Origin of the sequence: Shewanella sp. FJAT-52076 (assembly GCF_019457455.1) — a bacterium.
In the GTDB taxonomy this organism is placed as follows: Bacteria; Pseudomonadota; Gammaproteobacteria; order Enterobacterales; family Shewanellaceae; genus Shewanella; species Shewanella zhangzhouensis.
Genome location: NZ_CP080415.1, coordinates 998,685 through 1,015,065 on the forward strand (window position 1 = coordinate 998,685; position 16,381 = coordinate 1,015,065).

At 53.5% G+C, this 16,381-nt stretch carries 17 protein-coding genes; 14 read left to right on the forward strand and 3 right to left on the reverse strand.

Annotation, left to right across the window (positions count from 1 at the left end; translation table 11 throughout):
- Nucleotides 1-161: 161 nt before the first annotated feature.
- Nucleotides 162-527, forward strand: a complete 366-nt coding sequence (locus K0H79_RS04350) for an Hpt domain-containing protein (protein ID WP_220077451.1) — start codon at nucleotides 162-164, stop codon at nucleotides 525-527.
- A gap of 416 nt (nucleotides 528-943) precedes the next feature.
- On the forward strand, nucleotides 944-1,861 hold the full coding sequence (gene oxyR / locus K0H79_RS04355) for a hydrogen peroxide-inducible genes activator (protein ID WP_220066949.1): 918 nt from the start codon (nucleotides 944-946) through the stop codon (nucleotides 1,859-1,861).
- 29 nt (nucleotides 1,862-1,890) lie between these two features.
- Here the strand turns inward: oxyR and K0H79_RS04360 are convergent, their stop codons facing one another.
- Together K0H79_RS04360 and mutH are read right to left on the reverse strand one after the other, a co-directional pair.
- Nucleotides 1,891-2,967 carry an adenylate/guanylate cyclase domain-containing protein gene (locus K0H79_RS04360; RefSeq protein WP_220066950.1) on the reverse strand — a complete coding sequence of 359 codons (1,077 nt, stop codon included), beginning with the start codon at nucleotides 2,965-2,967 and terminating at the stop codon, nucleotides 1,891-1,893.
- Between the two features lie 121 nt (nucleotides 2,968-3,088).
- Nucleotides 3,089-3,763, reverse strand: coding sequence for a DNA mismatch repair endonuclease MutH (gene mutH / locus K0H79_RS04365; protein ID WP_220077452.1), 675 nt, complete (start codon nucleotides 3,761-3,763; stop codon nucleotides 3,089-3,091).
- 695 nt (nucleotides 3,764-4,458) lie between these two features.
- Here mutH and rppH point away from each other — a divergent pair.
- The 10 genes from rppH to K0H79_RS04415 all read left to right on the forward strand — a co-directional run bounded on the left by rppH (nucleotide 4,459) and on the right by K0H79_RS04415 (nucleotide 13,378).
- Nucleotides 4,459-4,977, forward strand: a complete 519-nt coding sequence (rppH, locus tag K0H79_RS04370; RefSeq protein ID WP_041409684.1) for an RNA pyrophosphohydrolase — start codon at nucleotides 4,459-4,461, stop codon at nucleotides 4,975-4,977.
- A 39-nt stretch (nucleotides 4,978-5,016) separates the two neighbouring features.
- Nucleotides 5,017-7,251 (forward strand): phosphoenolpyruvate--protein phosphotransferase, encoded by a 2,235-nt coding sequence (gene ptsP, locus K0H79_RS04375; protein ID WP_220066952.1) that lies wholly within the window; start codon nucleotides 5,017-5,019, stop codon nucleotides 7,249-7,251.
- Between the two features lie 65 nt (nucleotides 7,252-7,316).
- Complete coding sequence (locus K0H79_RS04380; RefSeq protein WP_220077453.1) at nucleotides 7,317-8,117, forward strand: sulfite exporter TauE/SafE family protein; 801 nt, start codon at nucleotides 7,317-7,319, stop codon at nucleotides 8,115-8,117.
- A gap of 40 nt (nucleotides 8,118-8,157) precedes the next feature.
- Nucleotides 8,158-8,964, forward strand: a complete 807-nt coding sequence (lgt, locus tag K0H79_RS04385; protein ID WP_220066954.1) for a prolipoprotein diacylglyceryl transferase — start codon at nucleotides 8,158-8,160, stop codon at nucleotides 8,962-8,964.
- The gene (gene thyA, locus K0H79_RS04390) at nucleotides 8,964-9,758 is read left to right on the forward strand and encodes a thymidylate synthase (RefSeq protein WP_220077454.1); all 795 of its coding nucleotides are present in this window, start codon (nucleotides 8,964-8,966) and stop codon (nucleotides 9,756-9,758) included. The genes lgt and thyA overlap by 1 nt, the downstream gene beginning before the upstream one ends.
- 121 nt (nucleotides 9,759-9,879) lie before the next feature.
- The gene (gene nhaA / locus K0H79_RS04395; protein WP_220077455.1) at nucleotides 9,880-11,055 is read left to right on the forward strand and encodes a Na+/H+ antiporter NhaA; all 1,176 of its coding nucleotides are present in this window, start codon (nucleotides 9,880-9,882) and stop codon (nucleotides 11,053-11,055) included.
- Complete coding sequence (locus K0H79_RS04400) at nucleotides 11,052-11,435, forward strand: hypothetical protein (RefSeq protein WP_220066957.1); 384 nt, start codon at nucleotides 11,052-11,054, stop codon at nucleotides 11,433-11,435. Before nhaA ends, K0H79_RS04400 begins: the two co-directional genes overlap by 4 nt.
- Complete coding sequence (gene nhaR, locus K0H79_RS04405; protein WP_220066958.1) at nucleotides 11,435-12,343, forward strand: transcriptional activator NhaR; 909 nt, start codon at nucleotides 11,435-11,437, stop codon at nucleotides 12,341-12,343. The genes K0H79_RS04400 and nhaR overlap by 1 nt, the downstream gene beginning before the upstream one ends.
- Before the next feature lie 389 nt (nucleotides 12,344-12,732).
- Nucleotides 12,733-12,972, forward strand: coding sequence for a succinate dehydrogenase assembly factor 2 (locus K0H79_RS04410; protein WP_220078088.1), 240 nt, complete (start codon nucleotides 12,733-12,735; stop codon nucleotides 12,970-12,972).
- 40 nt (nucleotides 12,973-13,012) lie between these two features.
- The gene (locus tag K0H79_RS04415) at nucleotides 13,013-13,378 is read left to right on the forward strand and encodes a protein YgfX (protein ID WP_309304489.1); all 366 of its coding nucleotides are present in this window, start codon (nucleotides 13,013-13,015) and stop codon (nucleotides 13,376-13,378) included.
- On the opposite strand, the gene nadB is transcribed toward K0H79_RS04415, so the two are convergent.
- A complete protein-coding gene (nadB, locus tag K0H79_RS04420) occupies nucleotides 13,353-14,960 on the reverse strand; it encodes an L-aspartate oxidase (RefSeq protein WP_220066960.1) in 1,608 nt (535 codons plus the stop codon). The genes K0H79_RS04415 and nadB overlap by 26 nt on opposite strands.
- Before the next feature lie 187 nt (nucleotides 14,961-15,147).
- On the opposite strand from nadB, the gene rpoE reads away from it, so the two are divergent.
- Both rpoE and K0H79_RS04430 read left to right on the forward strand, forming a co-directional pair.
- Nucleotides 15,148-15,726, forward strand: coding sequence for an RNA polymerase sigma factor RpoE (gene rpoE, locus K0H79_RS04425; protein ID WP_011758991.1), 579 nt, complete (start codon nucleotides 15,148-15,150; stop codon nucleotides 15,724-15,726).
- 54 nt (nucleotides 15,727-15,780) lie between these two features.
- Nucleotides 15,781-16,377 (forward strand): sigma-E factor negative regulatory protein, encoded by a 597-nt coding sequence (locus K0H79_RS04430; RefSeq protein ID WP_220077456.1) that lies wholly within the window; start codon nucleotides 15,781-15,783, stop codon nucleotides 16,375-16,377.
- Nucleotides 16,378-16,381: the final 4 nt, after the last annotated feature.

Genomic DNA, 16,381 nt, shown 5'->3' on the forward strand with positions numbered 1-16,381 from the left:
AATGGCGATAAGTGGTTAATTATTTGTTAAAATTGGAAAATATCCACATAGCTGAAACGCCATACGGTTGCACCGTGGGGCAGAGAAGGTATTATGTGCGATAGTATTGTCGGCAATTGACTGCCGATGTGGACCATTTTATGACTGTTAAGGGGGCCTTGATGGCAACTGCTGCACTGGACGAGATTTTGGATTTGAACACTCTTGAACAATATTGCAGCGCGATTGGGGCCGGAACCTTGCTCAAGAGTGTGGTGCTGTTTGAGCAGCTGATGCCCGAATATGTGGGCAACCTGGTCAAGGCAAAGGAAGCCGGCGATAAGGACACCCTTTGCTCTGAGGCACACAAGTTTAAAGGGGCGGCCGGCAGTGTTGGTCTTAAGCGCATCCAGCAATATGCTCAATTGCTGCAACACGGCAATGACGAAGGCTGGCAAGCCGGCCATGTCCAGTGGCTGGATGTGATTGCCACCCATGCCTTTGACGACCTCGCTGCACTTAAAGCCTTCCTCCAGGCTAAAGCCTGATAGGTGCTGCCACCGGCGTAAGGCATACTTAGCCTGCGCCGGTAAACTCTCCTGTATTACCTGCCCTGTAATCTTTCCACAGTAATCTCTCCACTGTATTGCGCTTGTTTTACCGGGTTACTCCCGTTGAATTTTCACTTTATCTCTCTCATCCGGCTCTGCTGATTAAGGCAGTTTGTCTTTCGTCAGTGTGTATTCCCCGATGCGGTTGCACTCGCATTTAGTCAGCGTGATCTCAACTTTCACCCTGACCCCTGCCTCTGCTGCATGGCCCTGGGGTATCGCTGTACCCTGGAGTGTTTCACTTGTGCAGATATTGCTCACATATCCGCGTGAGGACCTTATGAACTCAGGTAAAGCCTGTGTTAAAGTGCAAAGTGTCCTATCAATCCATCCAAGCGGCGGTAATCGATAAAATGAAACATCTTCCCAGCCTTAAAAATCTCTATTATCTGGTGAATCTCTATCAGGAACAGAATTTTAATCGCGCCGCCAAGGTATGTAATGTCAGTCAGTCGACCCTCTCCAGTGGTATTCAAAACCTGGAGGAGCAACTGGGGCATCAATTGATTGAGCGGGATCATAAGTCATTTATGTTTACGGCCATCGGCGAAGAAGTTGTTGGCCGCTGCCGCAAAATCCTGACCGATGTGGATGATTTGGTGGAGTTGGTGCGCAATCAGGGCGAACCCATGACCGGGGAAATCCGTTTGGGCTGTATCCCCACCATTGCCCCTTTTCTACTGAGTAGGGTGGTGCGCCACTGTCAGCAGCACTATCCCAACATGGTATTACTGCTGAAGGAAGACACCACCGAGCGCCTGCTCGATGCCCTTGGTAAAGGTGAACTGGACTTACTGCTGCTGGCTTTGCCTGTGGATACCGCGGGATTTCACAGCATGAAAGTGGGAGTCGATCCGTTCAAGATGGTGATGCACCAGGACTTGTCCCATGAAGTGCATCAGCCGGTGGACTATCAGGCGTTACCGGACGAAAGTATTTTTCTGCTTCAGAATGAACACTGTATTACAGGACATGCCATCAGCGCCTGTAAGTTGGGCGACTCCAACAAGATTAATCCCTTTGCCGCAACCAGCCTGCACACCCTGGTGCAAATGGTGAACAGTAAGCTGGGCACCACCTTCCTGCCACAAATGGCCATTGATGCGGGTATCCTCAAAGACACTGAGCTTGCGGTCATGGATCCGCCGGGCAGCGCACCTTACCGGGATATAGGTTTGGTGTGGCGTCAAACGACCAGCCGCATCCGAACTTTCAGAACATTAGGGTTGGAAATTGAAAAGTTGCTCGGTGGAGAATCCAGGCAGGGCTGAGCACACAAGCAGGATAAAGGGGCGAGACTTCAGTCGCCCCGCTTTGGTGTTACGCCAAAGACTTCAATGGAATGTTGTTTGCCTTTGAGTTTCACCGGTCCGAGGGAACTCAGTTGGTAGTCACTGTCATCATTATCGAGCCGCGCCGCAAGCGCCCCTGAAATCAGCATTCTCTGGCCCAGTGGATTGCACTGATCCTGGAGTCTCGCCAGGGTATTGAGCACGTCACTGAAGAAGCTGATTTCCTGCTTCTGCACCCCGACAACGGCCGCTACGACCTGACCACAATGTGCCGCCGCCTTGAACTTGGGCACAAAGCCATAATGCTCTTCAAAATACTGCCGCTGCCAATTCAGTTGCTGACTGAACTCCCAATAGATGTTCATGCAGCGGTCTTTCTGGATCCCTTCATTCAGCGGCCAATGGATCAGCACGGCATCGCCCATATAGCGGTAAATCTCGGCTTCGTTATTGGCCACCGTGTCTGACAGCAGGCTGAAGCTGTCCTGAATAAGGCGACTGAAACGATAATCCCCGAGGGATTCCGCGTGGGTGGTGCTGGCGACCATGTCCAGGTAGAGGAATAGCCGCTGCTCGTATCTGGGCTTGTGGTATTTGCCAAGGCCGATATTGAATAAAACCCTGGGGCCAACCAGCAGTGCCATCTGCTCAATAAAGGCGAGCCCCATTCGCACCGCCACCAGATAGACAATCAGTGCCTGGAAGGATGGGCTGTAAAGTACATGGACAGTCAGCATCTGCCTGAGTGTTGTCATGTGGTTTTCGATGGCCCACATATTCAGAAACTGGGTGATATAGGCGAGGGTGGTAGCACCAAGGAGCAGGAAAAGTCCCTTGAACAGCACAGAAAACAGATAAGGCAGGCGATTAATGGCACTGAAATCGGCAATGAGATTGGACATCCAGTGCAGACTGCCGAAGATGATCCCCATGTAAATGGCCAGTGTCGCGAGATCGGCGGAGCCTACCGCCCATTGGGGCAGGTCTTGCGTTTGCGCATAACGAAAGAACACAAAGGCGGCCATGGCGATGCCCCAGGCCAGGATGGCAAACAACAGCTTTTTTGCCTGACGAATCGCTCTCACTGCAGCTTCAAAACCCGAAAAATTAGCCTTTACGAAGAAGGAGCTAGTGTATAGAAAACCTATGCCTCATTACCAGCCTTTAACGTGATCTGAATCAATTCAGGTGTCGATTCGATGACGGCTAGTAGTCAAAAGCCTGGCGCAGTATGGCTTGAGTGAAGGGGATCTTAAGGTAAAAGCCTCGGGGATTGGTCAGTCCGACGGTGCCATCTTCCATAATGCACTCGGTTTTGGCGGCTGCATTGGCAGCTTTGGGACGAAGCTGTAACACCTCACCGTGGCTTGCGCTGAGGCGATGCACCTTACCCAGGGCGATGAACTCCATGATTTCTTCCCAGTCCTGGCGAAGCGAAGCACTCTGTTGTGGCGTGGGTCGCCACAAAATAGCAGTGCCTATGCGTCTGTCGGCGACGGGTATGTCTCGTTCGCCTTCTACCGGTACCCAAAGCACCTGCTCGAGTTTGTGTTTTACCAGACTTTGCTCCCAATGCAGCCCACGGGTATTCATTAACGGAGCAACACACACATAGGTGGTTTCCAGCGGTTTACCGGTGCGATCGATGGGAATTGTTTTGAGCTCCACCCCCAGATGCAGAAAGTCCTGTTCCGGTCTTGAGCCTGCGGTGGCGCCCAGCTCCTGTTCTATCAGCTGACCTATCCAACCCTTGTCCCGCTTCAGGTTTGCGGGGACAGGCCAGCCCAGCCCTGCTGCGAGTTGCCCAAGGGAAAGGCCTGCCATCATTTTGGCCCGGCTCAGCAATTCGTCGAGACTTTGCGGGGGGAGGGGAGTGTTCATGGAGCGGATTCTACCCACTTTGGGGATAAGATCAATATTGATGCATTTTTGAGCTTCACTTTGGCTTGGATAAGTTTTTCGATAATTGTATCGACTAACTTATTGTATTAATTTTATTTTTTAAAGGTGAAATTTGACGACTCGCAATTACATGAAAGTTACTCGCGTATTTCCCCATTATTCCCCACATATTTATCCACAGATTTATGGGATAACTGCCAACCAAACCTGCCAATACTGGAGAAAATCCCCTGAGTCAACGGAAAATATCGTCACATTTCTCGATTATTTTCCATCACCCCTGTGCTGGGATGTGCATAAAACTGAGCGTTAGGAGCGGCAAAAGTCTGTAGTCAGCTACTTGGTTTATTTTTGTGCGATCCTGTGTGGTTAGTCATACGCTCTTCGATTTATGTTTTATTAGTTCAATAAAAACATATGGATAAAATGGCTTTGGTGATTGATTGATCTACATCGATCTGAACTAATATTGAACATTTCCAAGGATTCTCGTTACTTGCCTACAGACATATCCACAGATTTTGTGGATAGAATCGAATTTGCTCAGTAAGCTCTGTTGATAAGAGTGCTTGGCTCAGAAAATTATCCAAAGAAGTCCAGTAAATAGGGGTTTGCTGCGGGCTTGGCTTTGTGAAACAATCCTTCTATTACGATTTATGTACTTTGGAGTCCATGTGATTGATAGCGACGGCTTTCGCGCAAATGTGGGCATCATCATCTGTAACGCTTATGGCCAAGTCATGTGGGCCAGACGATTTGGACAACATTCATGGCAATTTCCCCAAGGGGGCCTGGATGACGGCGAAACTGCCGAAGATGCCATGTACCGTGAATTATATGAGGAAGTGGGCCTGAGGCCTGAACACGTACAAATCCTCACTTCAACGCGATCCTGGCTCAGGTATCGTTTGCCCAAACGTTTGGTACGGCAAGACAGTAGACCTGTCTGTATCGGGCAAAAACAGAAATGGTTTTTGTTGATGCTCAAGAGTCAGGAAAGCGCCATTAACCTGAATTCCTCCGGTCATCCCGAATTTGATGACTGGCGCTGGGTCAGTTATTGGTATCCTGTTCGGCAAGTTGTGTCGTTCAAGCGTGATGTTTACCGAAAGGTGATGAAAGAGTTTGCCCCTGTGGCACTAGCGCTGCAGGCAAGGGAAATTCCACGGGGTAAGCGAAACAGAGGGCGGTAACCTTAACGGCGTGTCTGAAAATCGGGGGAGATAAAGGCAGTGCTCAATACGCTCAGGGATATCACACAATCGGTGGCGTCGGCCCATACCCTCGAGTTGGCACTCGAGTCCCTGGTAGGCCAGACCAAGGCCGCCATGGAAACAGAGTGTTGTTCCATCTATATCCTCGAACAACAACAATTGGTGTTATCTGCCACCGATGGGCTTGAAAAATCCGCCGTGGGCCGGGTCAAGATGCCCCTCAGCGAAGGGCTTGTTGGTCTGGTCGCCCAGCGTGAAGAAGCCATTAACCTCGCAGATGCCCATCTGCACCCCAGATTCAAGCTGTTCCCGGAGGCCAACGAAGACGAATACCGTGCTTTTTTGGCCGCCCCCATCATTTATCAAAAGCAATTGCTTGGCGTTATTGTGGTGCAGCAGGCAAAGGCCCGTCAGTTCAATGAGGGTGAAGAAGCCTTCCTGATGACGCTGGCCGCGCAGCTTGCCATGGCCATTCGGGGCCTGAAACGGCGCGCAGAAGTGCATTCACTGGATCATCAGGTGCTATTCACTGGCACCAGCGCCTCCACTGGTGTTGCCATTGCCCATGCTCTGGTTATCGGCGGAGAAATCTCCCTGGAACAACCCGAAGCCTGTGCGACCGATGTGGACGCAGAGGTGAGCCGGTTACGCCAGGCCATGGGGCGCAGTCGTGATGCCTTAACGGCATTGGCGCAAAAGTTTGAAAATGACCATGACGATGAGCTGAGCTCCATCTTCACCTCGCTGCAGTCTTTGCTGGAAGACGCCAGCCTTGGCGGAGAATATCAGCGGGAAGTGCTGGCGGGTTGTAGCGCTGAAACCGCGGTGAGCCGGGTGTCGCTGCGCTACGTGGCTCAGTTTGAAACCATGGAAGATGCTTATCTGCGGGAACGGGCGAGCGATATTCGGGATTTGGGGCAGAGGGTACTTCGCCAACTGATTGAGCCCGGCCGCATGATGTTGGACCCCGATAAGCCCGTAATCCTGGTGACCCGTGAAGCCGACACCAGCATGCTGGCCGAGTTTCCAAGGCAAAAGCTGGCGGGGATAGTGACCGAGGCCGGTGGTGTGAACTCCCATGCGGCCATCCTGGCCAGAGCATTGGGTGTACCTGCCATCATGGGGGTTGAGCAGGTGCTGCAGGCCAATCTGGACAAGCAGCTTCTGGTGCTCAATGCCAGCCGCGGTATCTTGATGGTTTCGCCGTCGCCGAGCGTGGTGGACGAGTATCGCAATCTTATCAGTGCCCAAAAGGCCCTCGACCGTCAGTACGCCGAGGAGCTGAAAGAGCCCGCCTTGACCCTGGACGGTCATCGTATTCATCTGTATCTCAATGCGGGACTCATGAGTGGCGTGTCGAGCGAAATTGCCGATGGCGCAGATGGTGTTGGGCTTTACCGCACCGAAATTCCCTTTATGCTGCAGCAGCGTTTCCCCAGTGAGTCCGAGCAGATAAAGGTGTACCGCAGCGTGTTGCAGTCGGCCGCCGGTCGGCCCGTGGTGATGCGAACTCTGGATGTGGGTGGCGATAAGCCGCTGCCCTATTTTCCTATCTCCGAAGAAAACCCCTTCCTGGGCTGGCGTGGTATTCGTCTGTCACTGGATCATCCCGAACTGTTTCTGGTACAGCTCAGGGCCATGCTGCAGGCGGCCGGTGACACCGACAATCTGAAAATTCTGCTGCCCATGGTCAGCAGCCTCGATGAGATAGATGAGGCGCTTTTGTATCTGGATCAGGCGTTCAGTGAACTGAGGGCAGACGTTAACCCAACACTGGCGCGTCCTCCCGTTGGTGTGATGCTGGAAGTCCCGGCGCTGCTTTACCAGCTAAGGGAAGTTGCCCAACGGGTCGAGTTTGTCTCGGTGGGCAGCAACGACCTGACTCAATATTTGTTGGCGGTTGACAGAAATAACCCCCGCGTCAGCAGCCTGTACGATTCATATCACCCCGGCGTTCTGCGGGCGCTGCAGTTGGCGTTGCAGGAATGTCGCCAGCACAGGTTGGATGTGAGTGTGTGCGGTGAGCTTGCCGGTGAGCCCATGGGCGCGCTGCTGCTGGTGGCCATGGGCTATGATGAGCTTTCCATGAACCAGGGGAGTCTTGCCAAAATAAATTACCTGCTGCGGCGCGTTGAGCGCAGCGAGCTGGAGCAACTGCTTGCACTGGTGATGCAAATGTCCAATGGGCAGGATGTGCGTGAACTGGTGCGTGAATATCTCGATACGCGGGAACTGAGCGCCATCCTGGGATAATTTCGCATCCCGGACGCGAATGTTTTAAGCTATCGGCCCATCAAGGAAATCAGCAAGGTTTAAGTGTGGAACAAATACTTTGGGTGATTGGTTGTTGTGTGGCGCTGGGGGCCTTTGTTGGCTTTATGGCGGGTCTGCTGGGCATTGGCGGTGGGCTCATGATAGTGCCGGCCCTGCTTTACTTGCTGCCAGGCGTTGGATTTTCTGCCGACTATTTACCCCATGTTGCCATTGCCACCTCCCTGTCGGCCATCATTTTAACTTCCATCTCTTCAGCCCGGGCACACCACGGCCGCGGTAATATCGATTTTCAGCTGCTTAAGATATTGGCCCCCGCCGTATTGGTGGGCGCATTGGTATCCGGGTTTGTTGCCGAGCAAATTCCCGCAGAACAGCTCAGGCAAGCTTTCGCCATCTTCGTGATCCTGATGGCTGTGCAAATGGCCTTTCCCTTTAAAGCCGCAGCAGCCAAACCCATGCCACATGCGGTACTGATTTTTATCGCCGTGTTTTTTGTTGCCCTACTGGCCGGCTTGATGGGTATTGGTGGCGGTGTGCTGCTGGTGCCCCTGATGATGTACTTTGGCGTGGCCATGCGCACTGCCGTGGGCGTGTCGGCGGCTACGGGACTGCTGATTGCGGTGTCCGGCAGTGTCAGTTACGTGCTGGCCGGCTGGAACACCCAGGGTATGCCTGATTTTACTCTGGGGTATGTGTATTTGCCTGCGTTGCTTGGCATAGTCTCTACCTCGATGCTGACCGCACCTTTGGGTGCCAAGGCCGCCAGCACCTGGCCAACTGCCGTGCTCAAGAAGATTTTTGCCGCGCTGTTGACCCTGATTGGCCTGCGCCTGGTAATGGGGTGAAGTTCTTCAGCCAACTCAACTCGGTTACCCCGGAACTGACATGCCATTGAATTTTCCTGACATCGACCCAGTCATTGCCAAGTTTGGGCCCTTTGAGCTGTTCGGTCAGAGCTTTGAACCGGCTTTGCGCTGGTATGGGCTTATGTACCTCGTAGGCTTTTTGGCGGCCCTGTGGCTGTTAAATCGTAAAGCCGACCAATCGAACGGTGTTTGGAGCCGGGAGCAGGTATCAGACTTGCTGTTTTATGGTTTTCTCGGCGTAGTGCTGGGGGGGCGTTTAGGTTATGTGCTCTTCTATCATTTCGACCTCTTTCTTGCAGATCCTGTGTACCTGTTTCGGATTTCAGAGGGTGGTATGTCATTCCACGGCGGCCTTATCGGGGTGATAAGCGCCATGGTCTATATTGCCTGGCGTCAGGAAAGGCAGTTTTTCGCAGTCGCAGACATGGTGGCGCCTGTTGTGCCCATTGGCCTAGGAGCTGGTCGTATTGGCAACTTTATCAACGGTGAGCTGTGGGGCCGGGTATCCGATGTACCCTGGGCCATGGTATTTCCCACCGGTGGACCCGAGCCAAGGCATCCATCACAGCTGTATCAATTTGCGCTGGAAGGTGTTGCCCTGTATTTGCTGCTGTGGTGGTTTGCCAAACACACCAACAAGGTGGGCGCCGTCTCCGGCATGTTCCTTTTGGGCTATGGCGTCTTTCGGATAGTCGTTGAAACCGTACGCCAGCCCGATGCACACTTGGGCTTTTACCTTGGTTTTATTACCATGGGCCAAATTCTTTCTCTGCCGATGATCCTCTTCGGTCTCTATTTGATTTTGCGTAAACAGGAAACCCGCTGATGAAGCAGTATCTCGACTTAATGCAGCACATCCTCGATAAGGGGACAGATAAAAGTGACAGAACCGGTACAGGCACCCGTTCGGTTTTCGGTTATCAGATGCGCTTTGACCTCAATGAGGGGTTTCCGCTGGTGACCACCAAAAAGTGCCACCTGCGCTCCATCATCCATGAACTGCTGTGGTTCCTGAAAGGCGAAACCAATGTGGCGTACCTGCGCGAAAACAAGGTGTCGATTTGGGACGAGTGGGCCGATGAAGAAGGCAATCTGGGACCAGTGTATGGGGCCCAGTGGCGCAGCTGGCCAACTCCGGATGGCCGCCATATTGATCAGATTTCTCAAGTTATTGAACAGATCAAGGCCACGCCGGACTCTCGCAGGTTAATCGTATCGGCCTGGAACGTGGGCGAGCTGGATAAGATGGCGCTGGCGCCCTGTCATGCGTTTTTCCAATTCTACGTGGCCGATGGCAAATTGAGCTGCCAGCTCTATCAGCGTTCCTGTGATGTGTTCCTGGGCCTGCCCTTTAACATCGCCAGTTATGCGCTGCTGACCATGATGGTGGCGCAGCAGTGTAATCTTGGCTTGGGCGATTTTGTCTGGACCGGTGGGGATACCCATCTCTACAGCAACCACATGGAGCAGACTCAATTGCAGCTCTCACGGGAGCCTCGTCCTCTGCCCACCATGAAGATCGTCCGCCATCCAGAGTCGATTTTTGATTACCGTTTTGAAGACTTTGAACTCAGCGGTTACGACCCCCATCCTCACATCAAGGCGCCCGTTGCCATCTAAAATGGGTGAACTTTCGCCTGATACCTCGGAAATTTCGAGGTTTCAGGCAGAAACTTACGATTATGTTTGATAATCTTATTTCGCTACACTCAATGCATTCGCTTTATTTGGGGGTAACGAAATGGAAAAAGCTATTCGTAATTTTTTGAGCCAGGAGTCTGCCGGTGGCATCTTGCTGCTGGTGGCTGTTGCACTGGCCATGTTGCTCGCCAACTCACCGCTTTCCGGCCTGTATCAAGGGTTTCTCAATACCGGAATGCAGGTTCGTTTTGGGGCGCTGGACATCAACAAGCCTCTGCTGCTGTGGATTAACGACGGCCTGATGGCGCTGTTCTTCCTGTTGATTGGTCTGGAAGTTAAACGTGAGTTGCTGGAAGGGGCCTTGTCGAGCCCGTCCAAGGCGTCCCTGCCTACCTTTGCCGCCATCGGTGGTATGTTGGTTCCCGCAGCCATCTATCTGTTTTTCAATTTTGACGATCCTGTTACCAAGGTCGGCTGGGCCATTCCCGCCGCCACGGATATCGCTTTTGCCCTGGGGATTATGGCGCTGTTGGGTAACCGGGTGCCGGTGGCGCTGAAAGTATTCTTGCTGGCGCTCGCCATCATAGACGACCTGGGTGTGATTGTGATTATCGCGCTCTTTTACAGCACCGACTTGTCTATGCTGAGCCTGGTGATTGCGGCGATTGCCGTTACAGGGTTGGTGGCGCTTAATCGTAAGGGCGTAACGTCACTCGCGCCTTATGGGGTGCTTGGCATCATATTGTGGATAGCCGTACTCAAGTCCGGCGTGCACGCCACCCTCGCCGGTGTGGTTATCGCCTTCTGTATTCCACTGAGGGCCAAAGATGGCAGTTCACCCTCGGAGCACCTTGAGCACAGCCTGCACCCCTGGAGTAACTTCCTCATTCTGCCGGTGTTTGCTTTTGCCAATGCCGGGGTGCCGCTGGGGAACGTTGGATTTGACAGCATACTGTCACCCGTGCCGGTTGGTATTGCCCTGGGGCTGCTGTTGGGTAAACCCATAGGTGTGCTGCTGTTCAGTTATCTTGCGGTGAAACTGCGCTGGGCCGAGCTGCCAAAGGGGATTGGCTGGCAGCAGATAGCGCCGGTGGCCGTAATGTGTGGTATCGGTTTCACCATGTCGATGTTTATTGCTTCTCTGGCCTTTGAGCATGGCGGCGAACTCTACGGCGATTTGGCCCGTATTGGCATCTTGCTGGGTTCACTGTTTGCTGCGGTAATTGGCTATTTTTGGTTGTCAAAAGTGTTGCCTAAAGCAGGAGAAAGAATATGAGACTCACTATTGTATCTGCCCTCGGATTATCCTTGTTGCCGCTGTTTGCCGCGGCATCAGCGCTCGACACCTGCTCTGAAGACAGTCGCTCCCCGGGGTGCCAGCTATATCTTGAAGGCGTGGTTGATGGGGCTCTGATGTACAAAACCAGTGCACTGGGTGCCAGACCTGAATCCGATGGATTTGAGAGCAGGGCACTTAAGTATCGTGGCGGCAGTCGTTTCCAGGATGCCAATCGCCGCTATTGTGTGGACCGAATTCCCGATCGCAATGTGTTGGTGGAAGGACTGACCGAAGCCGTGAGCTCTGGTGAAGTGAAGGATCAGGAAAGCCTGGCCCAGGCCATGTACAGCCTGCTAGATTGTCAGCGTCTTAAGTAATGCAGCATCTGAATTACAACCACCTTTATTATTTCTGGATGGTACAGAGCAAGGGCTCGGTGGTAAAAGCCGCCGAGGCCCTGTGCTTAACACCACAAACCGTCACCGGGCAGATCCGAGCGCTGGAAGACAGGCTGGGTGGCGCACTGTTCAAGCGGGTTGGACGACAGCTGGAACCCACTGATTTGGGAGAGCTGGTTTTTCGCTACGCTGACAAGATGTTCAACTTAAGCTATGAGCTTTTGGACATTCTGAACTACCGCAAAGACGCCGCCATGTTGTTTGAGGTTGGCATTGCCGACGCCCTGTCCAAGGCGCTGTCGAGCAGGGTACTGCTGTCTGTGTTGCCCACAGACGGCAGTATGCGTCTGGCCTGTTATGAAGCTACCCACGAGAGTCTGATGGCACGATTGCGGGAGCATAAGTTGGACATGATCCTGTCTGACTGTGCCGGTGAGTCGCTCAAATATCCGGAAATTCTGTCCAAGAAGTTGGGAGAGTGCGGCGTCAGTTTCTTCTCTTCCAAAACCTACACCAAGCCTTTCCCAGCCTGCCTGGAGGAAGACAAGCTGCTCATCCCGGGCAAGCGCACCAGCCTTGGGCAGCAGCTGCACCGCTGGTTTGCTGAAAAGAACCTCGAAGTGCGTATTCTGGGGGAGTTCGATGATGCGGCCATGATGAAAGCCTTTGGCTATTTCGGCCAAGGGATTTTTGTCGCCCCGTCGATTTACAAGCAGGATATCTTGGGGCATGGCATGCGGGTTCTGGGGGAGACTCTGGATGTGCGGGAGGAATATCATGTGATGTTCGCCGAACGCATGATCCAGCATCCCGCGGTTCAACGATTGCTTGAAACCCGTTTTGATGACCTGTTTTCAGGGCTCGACAGTCAGGTTCAGAGCTTTTAAATTCGAGACTGCTGTCTTAGGGAAGGTGCGAACAAGTCGTCGCACAGCTCTGGCTTTGATAGCAGCGACAGTTCAAGGCATTCAACTGATAGCATGGCTGGGCGCCCCCGCCGTCCTGCAGAAGTTGAATAACGCCGAAATGGTGTTGCTATCTAAGCCCCGCAGGGAGTGGCTTACAGCGGCATCTGCTGCGTTACAGTTCTTGCGAAGGACTAGGGCCATTCACTGCAAACTGTGCCTTGCATCTATCCACTTTAAGCACACGCAGAGCAAGCACGGGACTGATTCGCACCTTCCTTAGGTGGCGCCAAGGTGTTCCGTTGCCAATTTCCTGTTAAACTTGGCCACAAATTTTCAGAGGCTTAAGGAAGCAATAAGTGACTGAGTTGATGAGTACTGCCCGCGTTCGCTGGGCTTGCCGCCGTGGCATGCTGGAGCTGGATGTGTTGTTCCAGCCGTTTGTGGAAAACCACTACGAGGCACTTAGCGACGAGCAAAAGGCTGTGTTTGTAAGATTGCTGGCCTGCGAAGATCCCGAGCTCTTTGCCTGGTTTATGGGGCATGAGCAATGCCCGAACCCTGAACTTGCTGACATGGTAGTCACGGTTCGTGGACGTCCGGCGCCATAATTTTTCTGTCTCTGCTTCAAAGGATCAGTACTTTGCCGTGGTGATCCTTTGGGCGCTTTTCCTTACTTCCTTTCTCGCCTGGCCTGCCAATTTACCCCTCCCGTTTTTTGCGCTGCAGCTATTGATGGCCGCGGCGGTTAGCGGTTTCTTTATTCACACCCTGTGGCGGCTCAAGATCTGGCACTGGCAATTTGGGTTATTCGACAACGGCTGTCTGGATGACAGCGAAGGGCGTCACAGGGTGCAGCGGGCTTGGGTGTTGCCACTCGCTTGTATCTTGCTGATAAAAAAAGAAAGCGGCCAAGGCCGCCTTCGATTTGTATTTGCCGATATGCTCGATGACGGGCCTTATCGGGATTTATGCCGCTTGCTGCTGTCCATTAACGCTCAGGAGTTAAAATCGTAGGGCCCGAGACGTCGAGTTTTTCAGGATGGTCGAGGTTACAGTGCAGGCCACGGCTTTCTTTACGTGCCATGGCACAGCGAATAATAAGCTCGGCCACCTGCACCAGGTTACGCAGCTCCAGCAGGTTATTGCTGACCCGGAAATTGGAGTAATACTCCTGAATTTCCTGTTGCAGCATGGTGACCCGACGCAGCGCCCGCTCGAGACGTTTATCGGTGCGAACTATGCCCACGTAGTCCCACATAAAGAGGCGCAGCTCATGCCAGTTGTGGGCGATGACCACTTCTTCGTCTGAGTTACTCACCCGGCTTTCATCCCAGGCGGGCAGCTGACCCGGCATGGCAATCTTGCCCATCAAACTCTCAATGTCCTGGGCGGCGGCACGGGCAAACACCAGGCACTCCAGCAGCGAGTTGCTGGCAAGACGGTTGGCGCCATGAAGACCCGTATAGGCCACTTCGCCTATGGCATAGAGACCGTTGAGATCTGTCTGACCGTGCAAATCTGTCATCACACCACCGCAGGTGTAATGGGCAGCAGGCACTATGGGGATGGGCTCTTTGGTAATATCCAGACCCAACTCCAGGCAGCGGCTATGGATGGTGGGGAAGTGCTTGATAACAAAGTCGGCCGGTTTGTGGCTGATGTCCAGATACATGCAGTCCACACCCAGTCGTTTCATCTCATAGTCGATGGCGCGGGCGACAATATCGCGGGGTGCGAGTTCGGCGCGTTCATCGAAGTCCGGCATAAAGCGACTGCCATCGGGGCGGCGCAGATACGCGCCTTCGCCGCGCAGGGCCTCAGTCAGCAGGAAGTTACGGGCCTCTGCATGGTACAGGCAGGTTGGGTGGAATTGGTTAAATTCCATGTTGGCCACCCGGCACCCGGCGCGCCAGGCCATGGCAATACCATCGCCGCTGGCCACGTCCGGATTGGATGTGTACTGGTACACCTTGGAGCTGCCGCCTGTGGCGAGCGCCACAAAGCGGGCCTTCACTGTTTCAACCTGCTCCTGGCTGCGGTTCCACACATAGGCGCCGAGCACCCGATTGCCGGTGCGGCCCAGTTTGCGGGTGGTAATAAGGTCGATGGCGTTGTAGCGTTCCAGCACCTGAATGTTGGGGTGGTTGGCGGCCAGCTCCTGGAGGGTGGTCTGCACCGCTTTGCCGGTGGCGTCTGCTGCGTGCAGAATGCGTCTGTGGCTGTGGCCACCTTCCCGGGTCAGGTGGTAGGGCTGGGCTTCGTTGGTGATGTGCTCTTCTTTATCGAAGGGCACGCCGCAGCTGATGAGCCACTGCATGGCGGCCTTGGCGTTGGCGGCGGTATAGGTGACCACAGCCTCATCACAGATACCCGCTCCGGCCACCAGAGTGTCCTCTACGTGGGACTCAATGGTGTCGCCCTCGTCGAACACTGAGGCGATGCCTCCTTGGGCGTACAGGGTAGACCCTTCGCTGAGCGGCCCTTTGGAAATCAGAATTACCTTTGCTTTTTCAGCAAGATGGAGTGCCAAAGTCAGGCCAGCAGCACCGCTGCCGATGACCAGAATGTCTGACTGGTGTTCAACTGCTTGTTTCATCGGGTATCATGACGGATTCAAATGTCCCGCTATGATAAACCTTGTTGGGAATTTAGGGTACTTGCCCCGGTCGGGGTTTTTTTAATAAAAATCGCAGAACTTTTTCAATATACGCTGGTCTACATAAGTAGTTATGATTCGAGCGACTGAAAAATCAGTGTGTTAGATTTGGGAGAAGTCGGCTCGAATGAGTGGACAAAAAAGCGATCAAGAGCTCGTAGAGCTGGTGCAGCAGGGAGATAAAAACGCATTCAACCTTCTGGTGCTCCGTTACCAGAGTAGGGTGATTAACCTGATTTCCCGTTATGTGCGCAATCAGGCCGATGTGGCCGATGTGGCACAGGAAGCCTTTATCAAGGCCTATCGGGCGCTGGCTAATTTCCGCGGCGAGAGTGCGTTTTACACCTGGCTGTACCGCATCGCGGTCAACACGGCAAAAAATTATCTCGTATCCCAGGGTCGCAGAGCGCCGGCCAACGATGTGGATGCCGATGATGCCGAGTACTATGACGGCAGTGATGCATTAAAAGAGTTTGCCTCGCCGGAGCGGCTGATGTTGTCTGACGAAATCAAACGTGTGGTGTTTGAGACGTTGGAAGAGTTGCCCGAAGAGCTAAAGATGGCCATTTCCCTGCGTGAGCTCGATGGTATGAGCTACGAAGATATCGCTAACGTGATGGAATGCCCTGTGGGCACGGTACGTTCGCGGATTTTCCGGGCGCGGGAAGTGATAGACAGGAAGCTGCAGCCGCTGCTGGAGTCCTGAGAAACCTCAGGGTACGTCAGCCATGTTTTTGCACCCTTAAGAGAGACTTGAGTAATGGAAAAGACCGGACAGGAATGGGTATCTGCGAGTGTTGATGGCGAAACCGATCGTCAGACTCTTGCCGAGCTTGCAGCAGATACGGATTCTCATGCCAAGTGGCAGCGTTATCACCTGATGGGTGATGCCATGCGCGATGAATTGCCTCAGGCAATGCCACTCGATTTGTCTGCCCGCATCGCGGCCGCACTCGAGGATGAGCCTACTATCCTGGCACCCAAGGTTGAGCGCGAAGCTCCTCAGGCACCCTCCCGTGCTGTGGTTGTTCCCTTGATGCGCCAGCTTGGTCAGTACGGTATCGCCGCCGCCGTGGCACTGATGGCCGTTGTTGGTGTGCAGAATTATCAGAGCACCCAGGACGATGCGCCACTGCCAGTACTCAATACCCGTCCTCTGGTCGGCACAGCCACGCCTGTGAGCCTGCAAACCGGACCCGTTGCCAACCAGAATCAGGGCAATGCCAACGATCAGTTGCTCGAACAGCGTCGCCGTATTAACGCCTATCTGCAAGATCATATGTTGCAGCAGAGATTGAACACCGGGGCGGTTGTGGACGACAATAGCGAGGTAACCCCAATTCCAGTCAATCGCTGAAGGA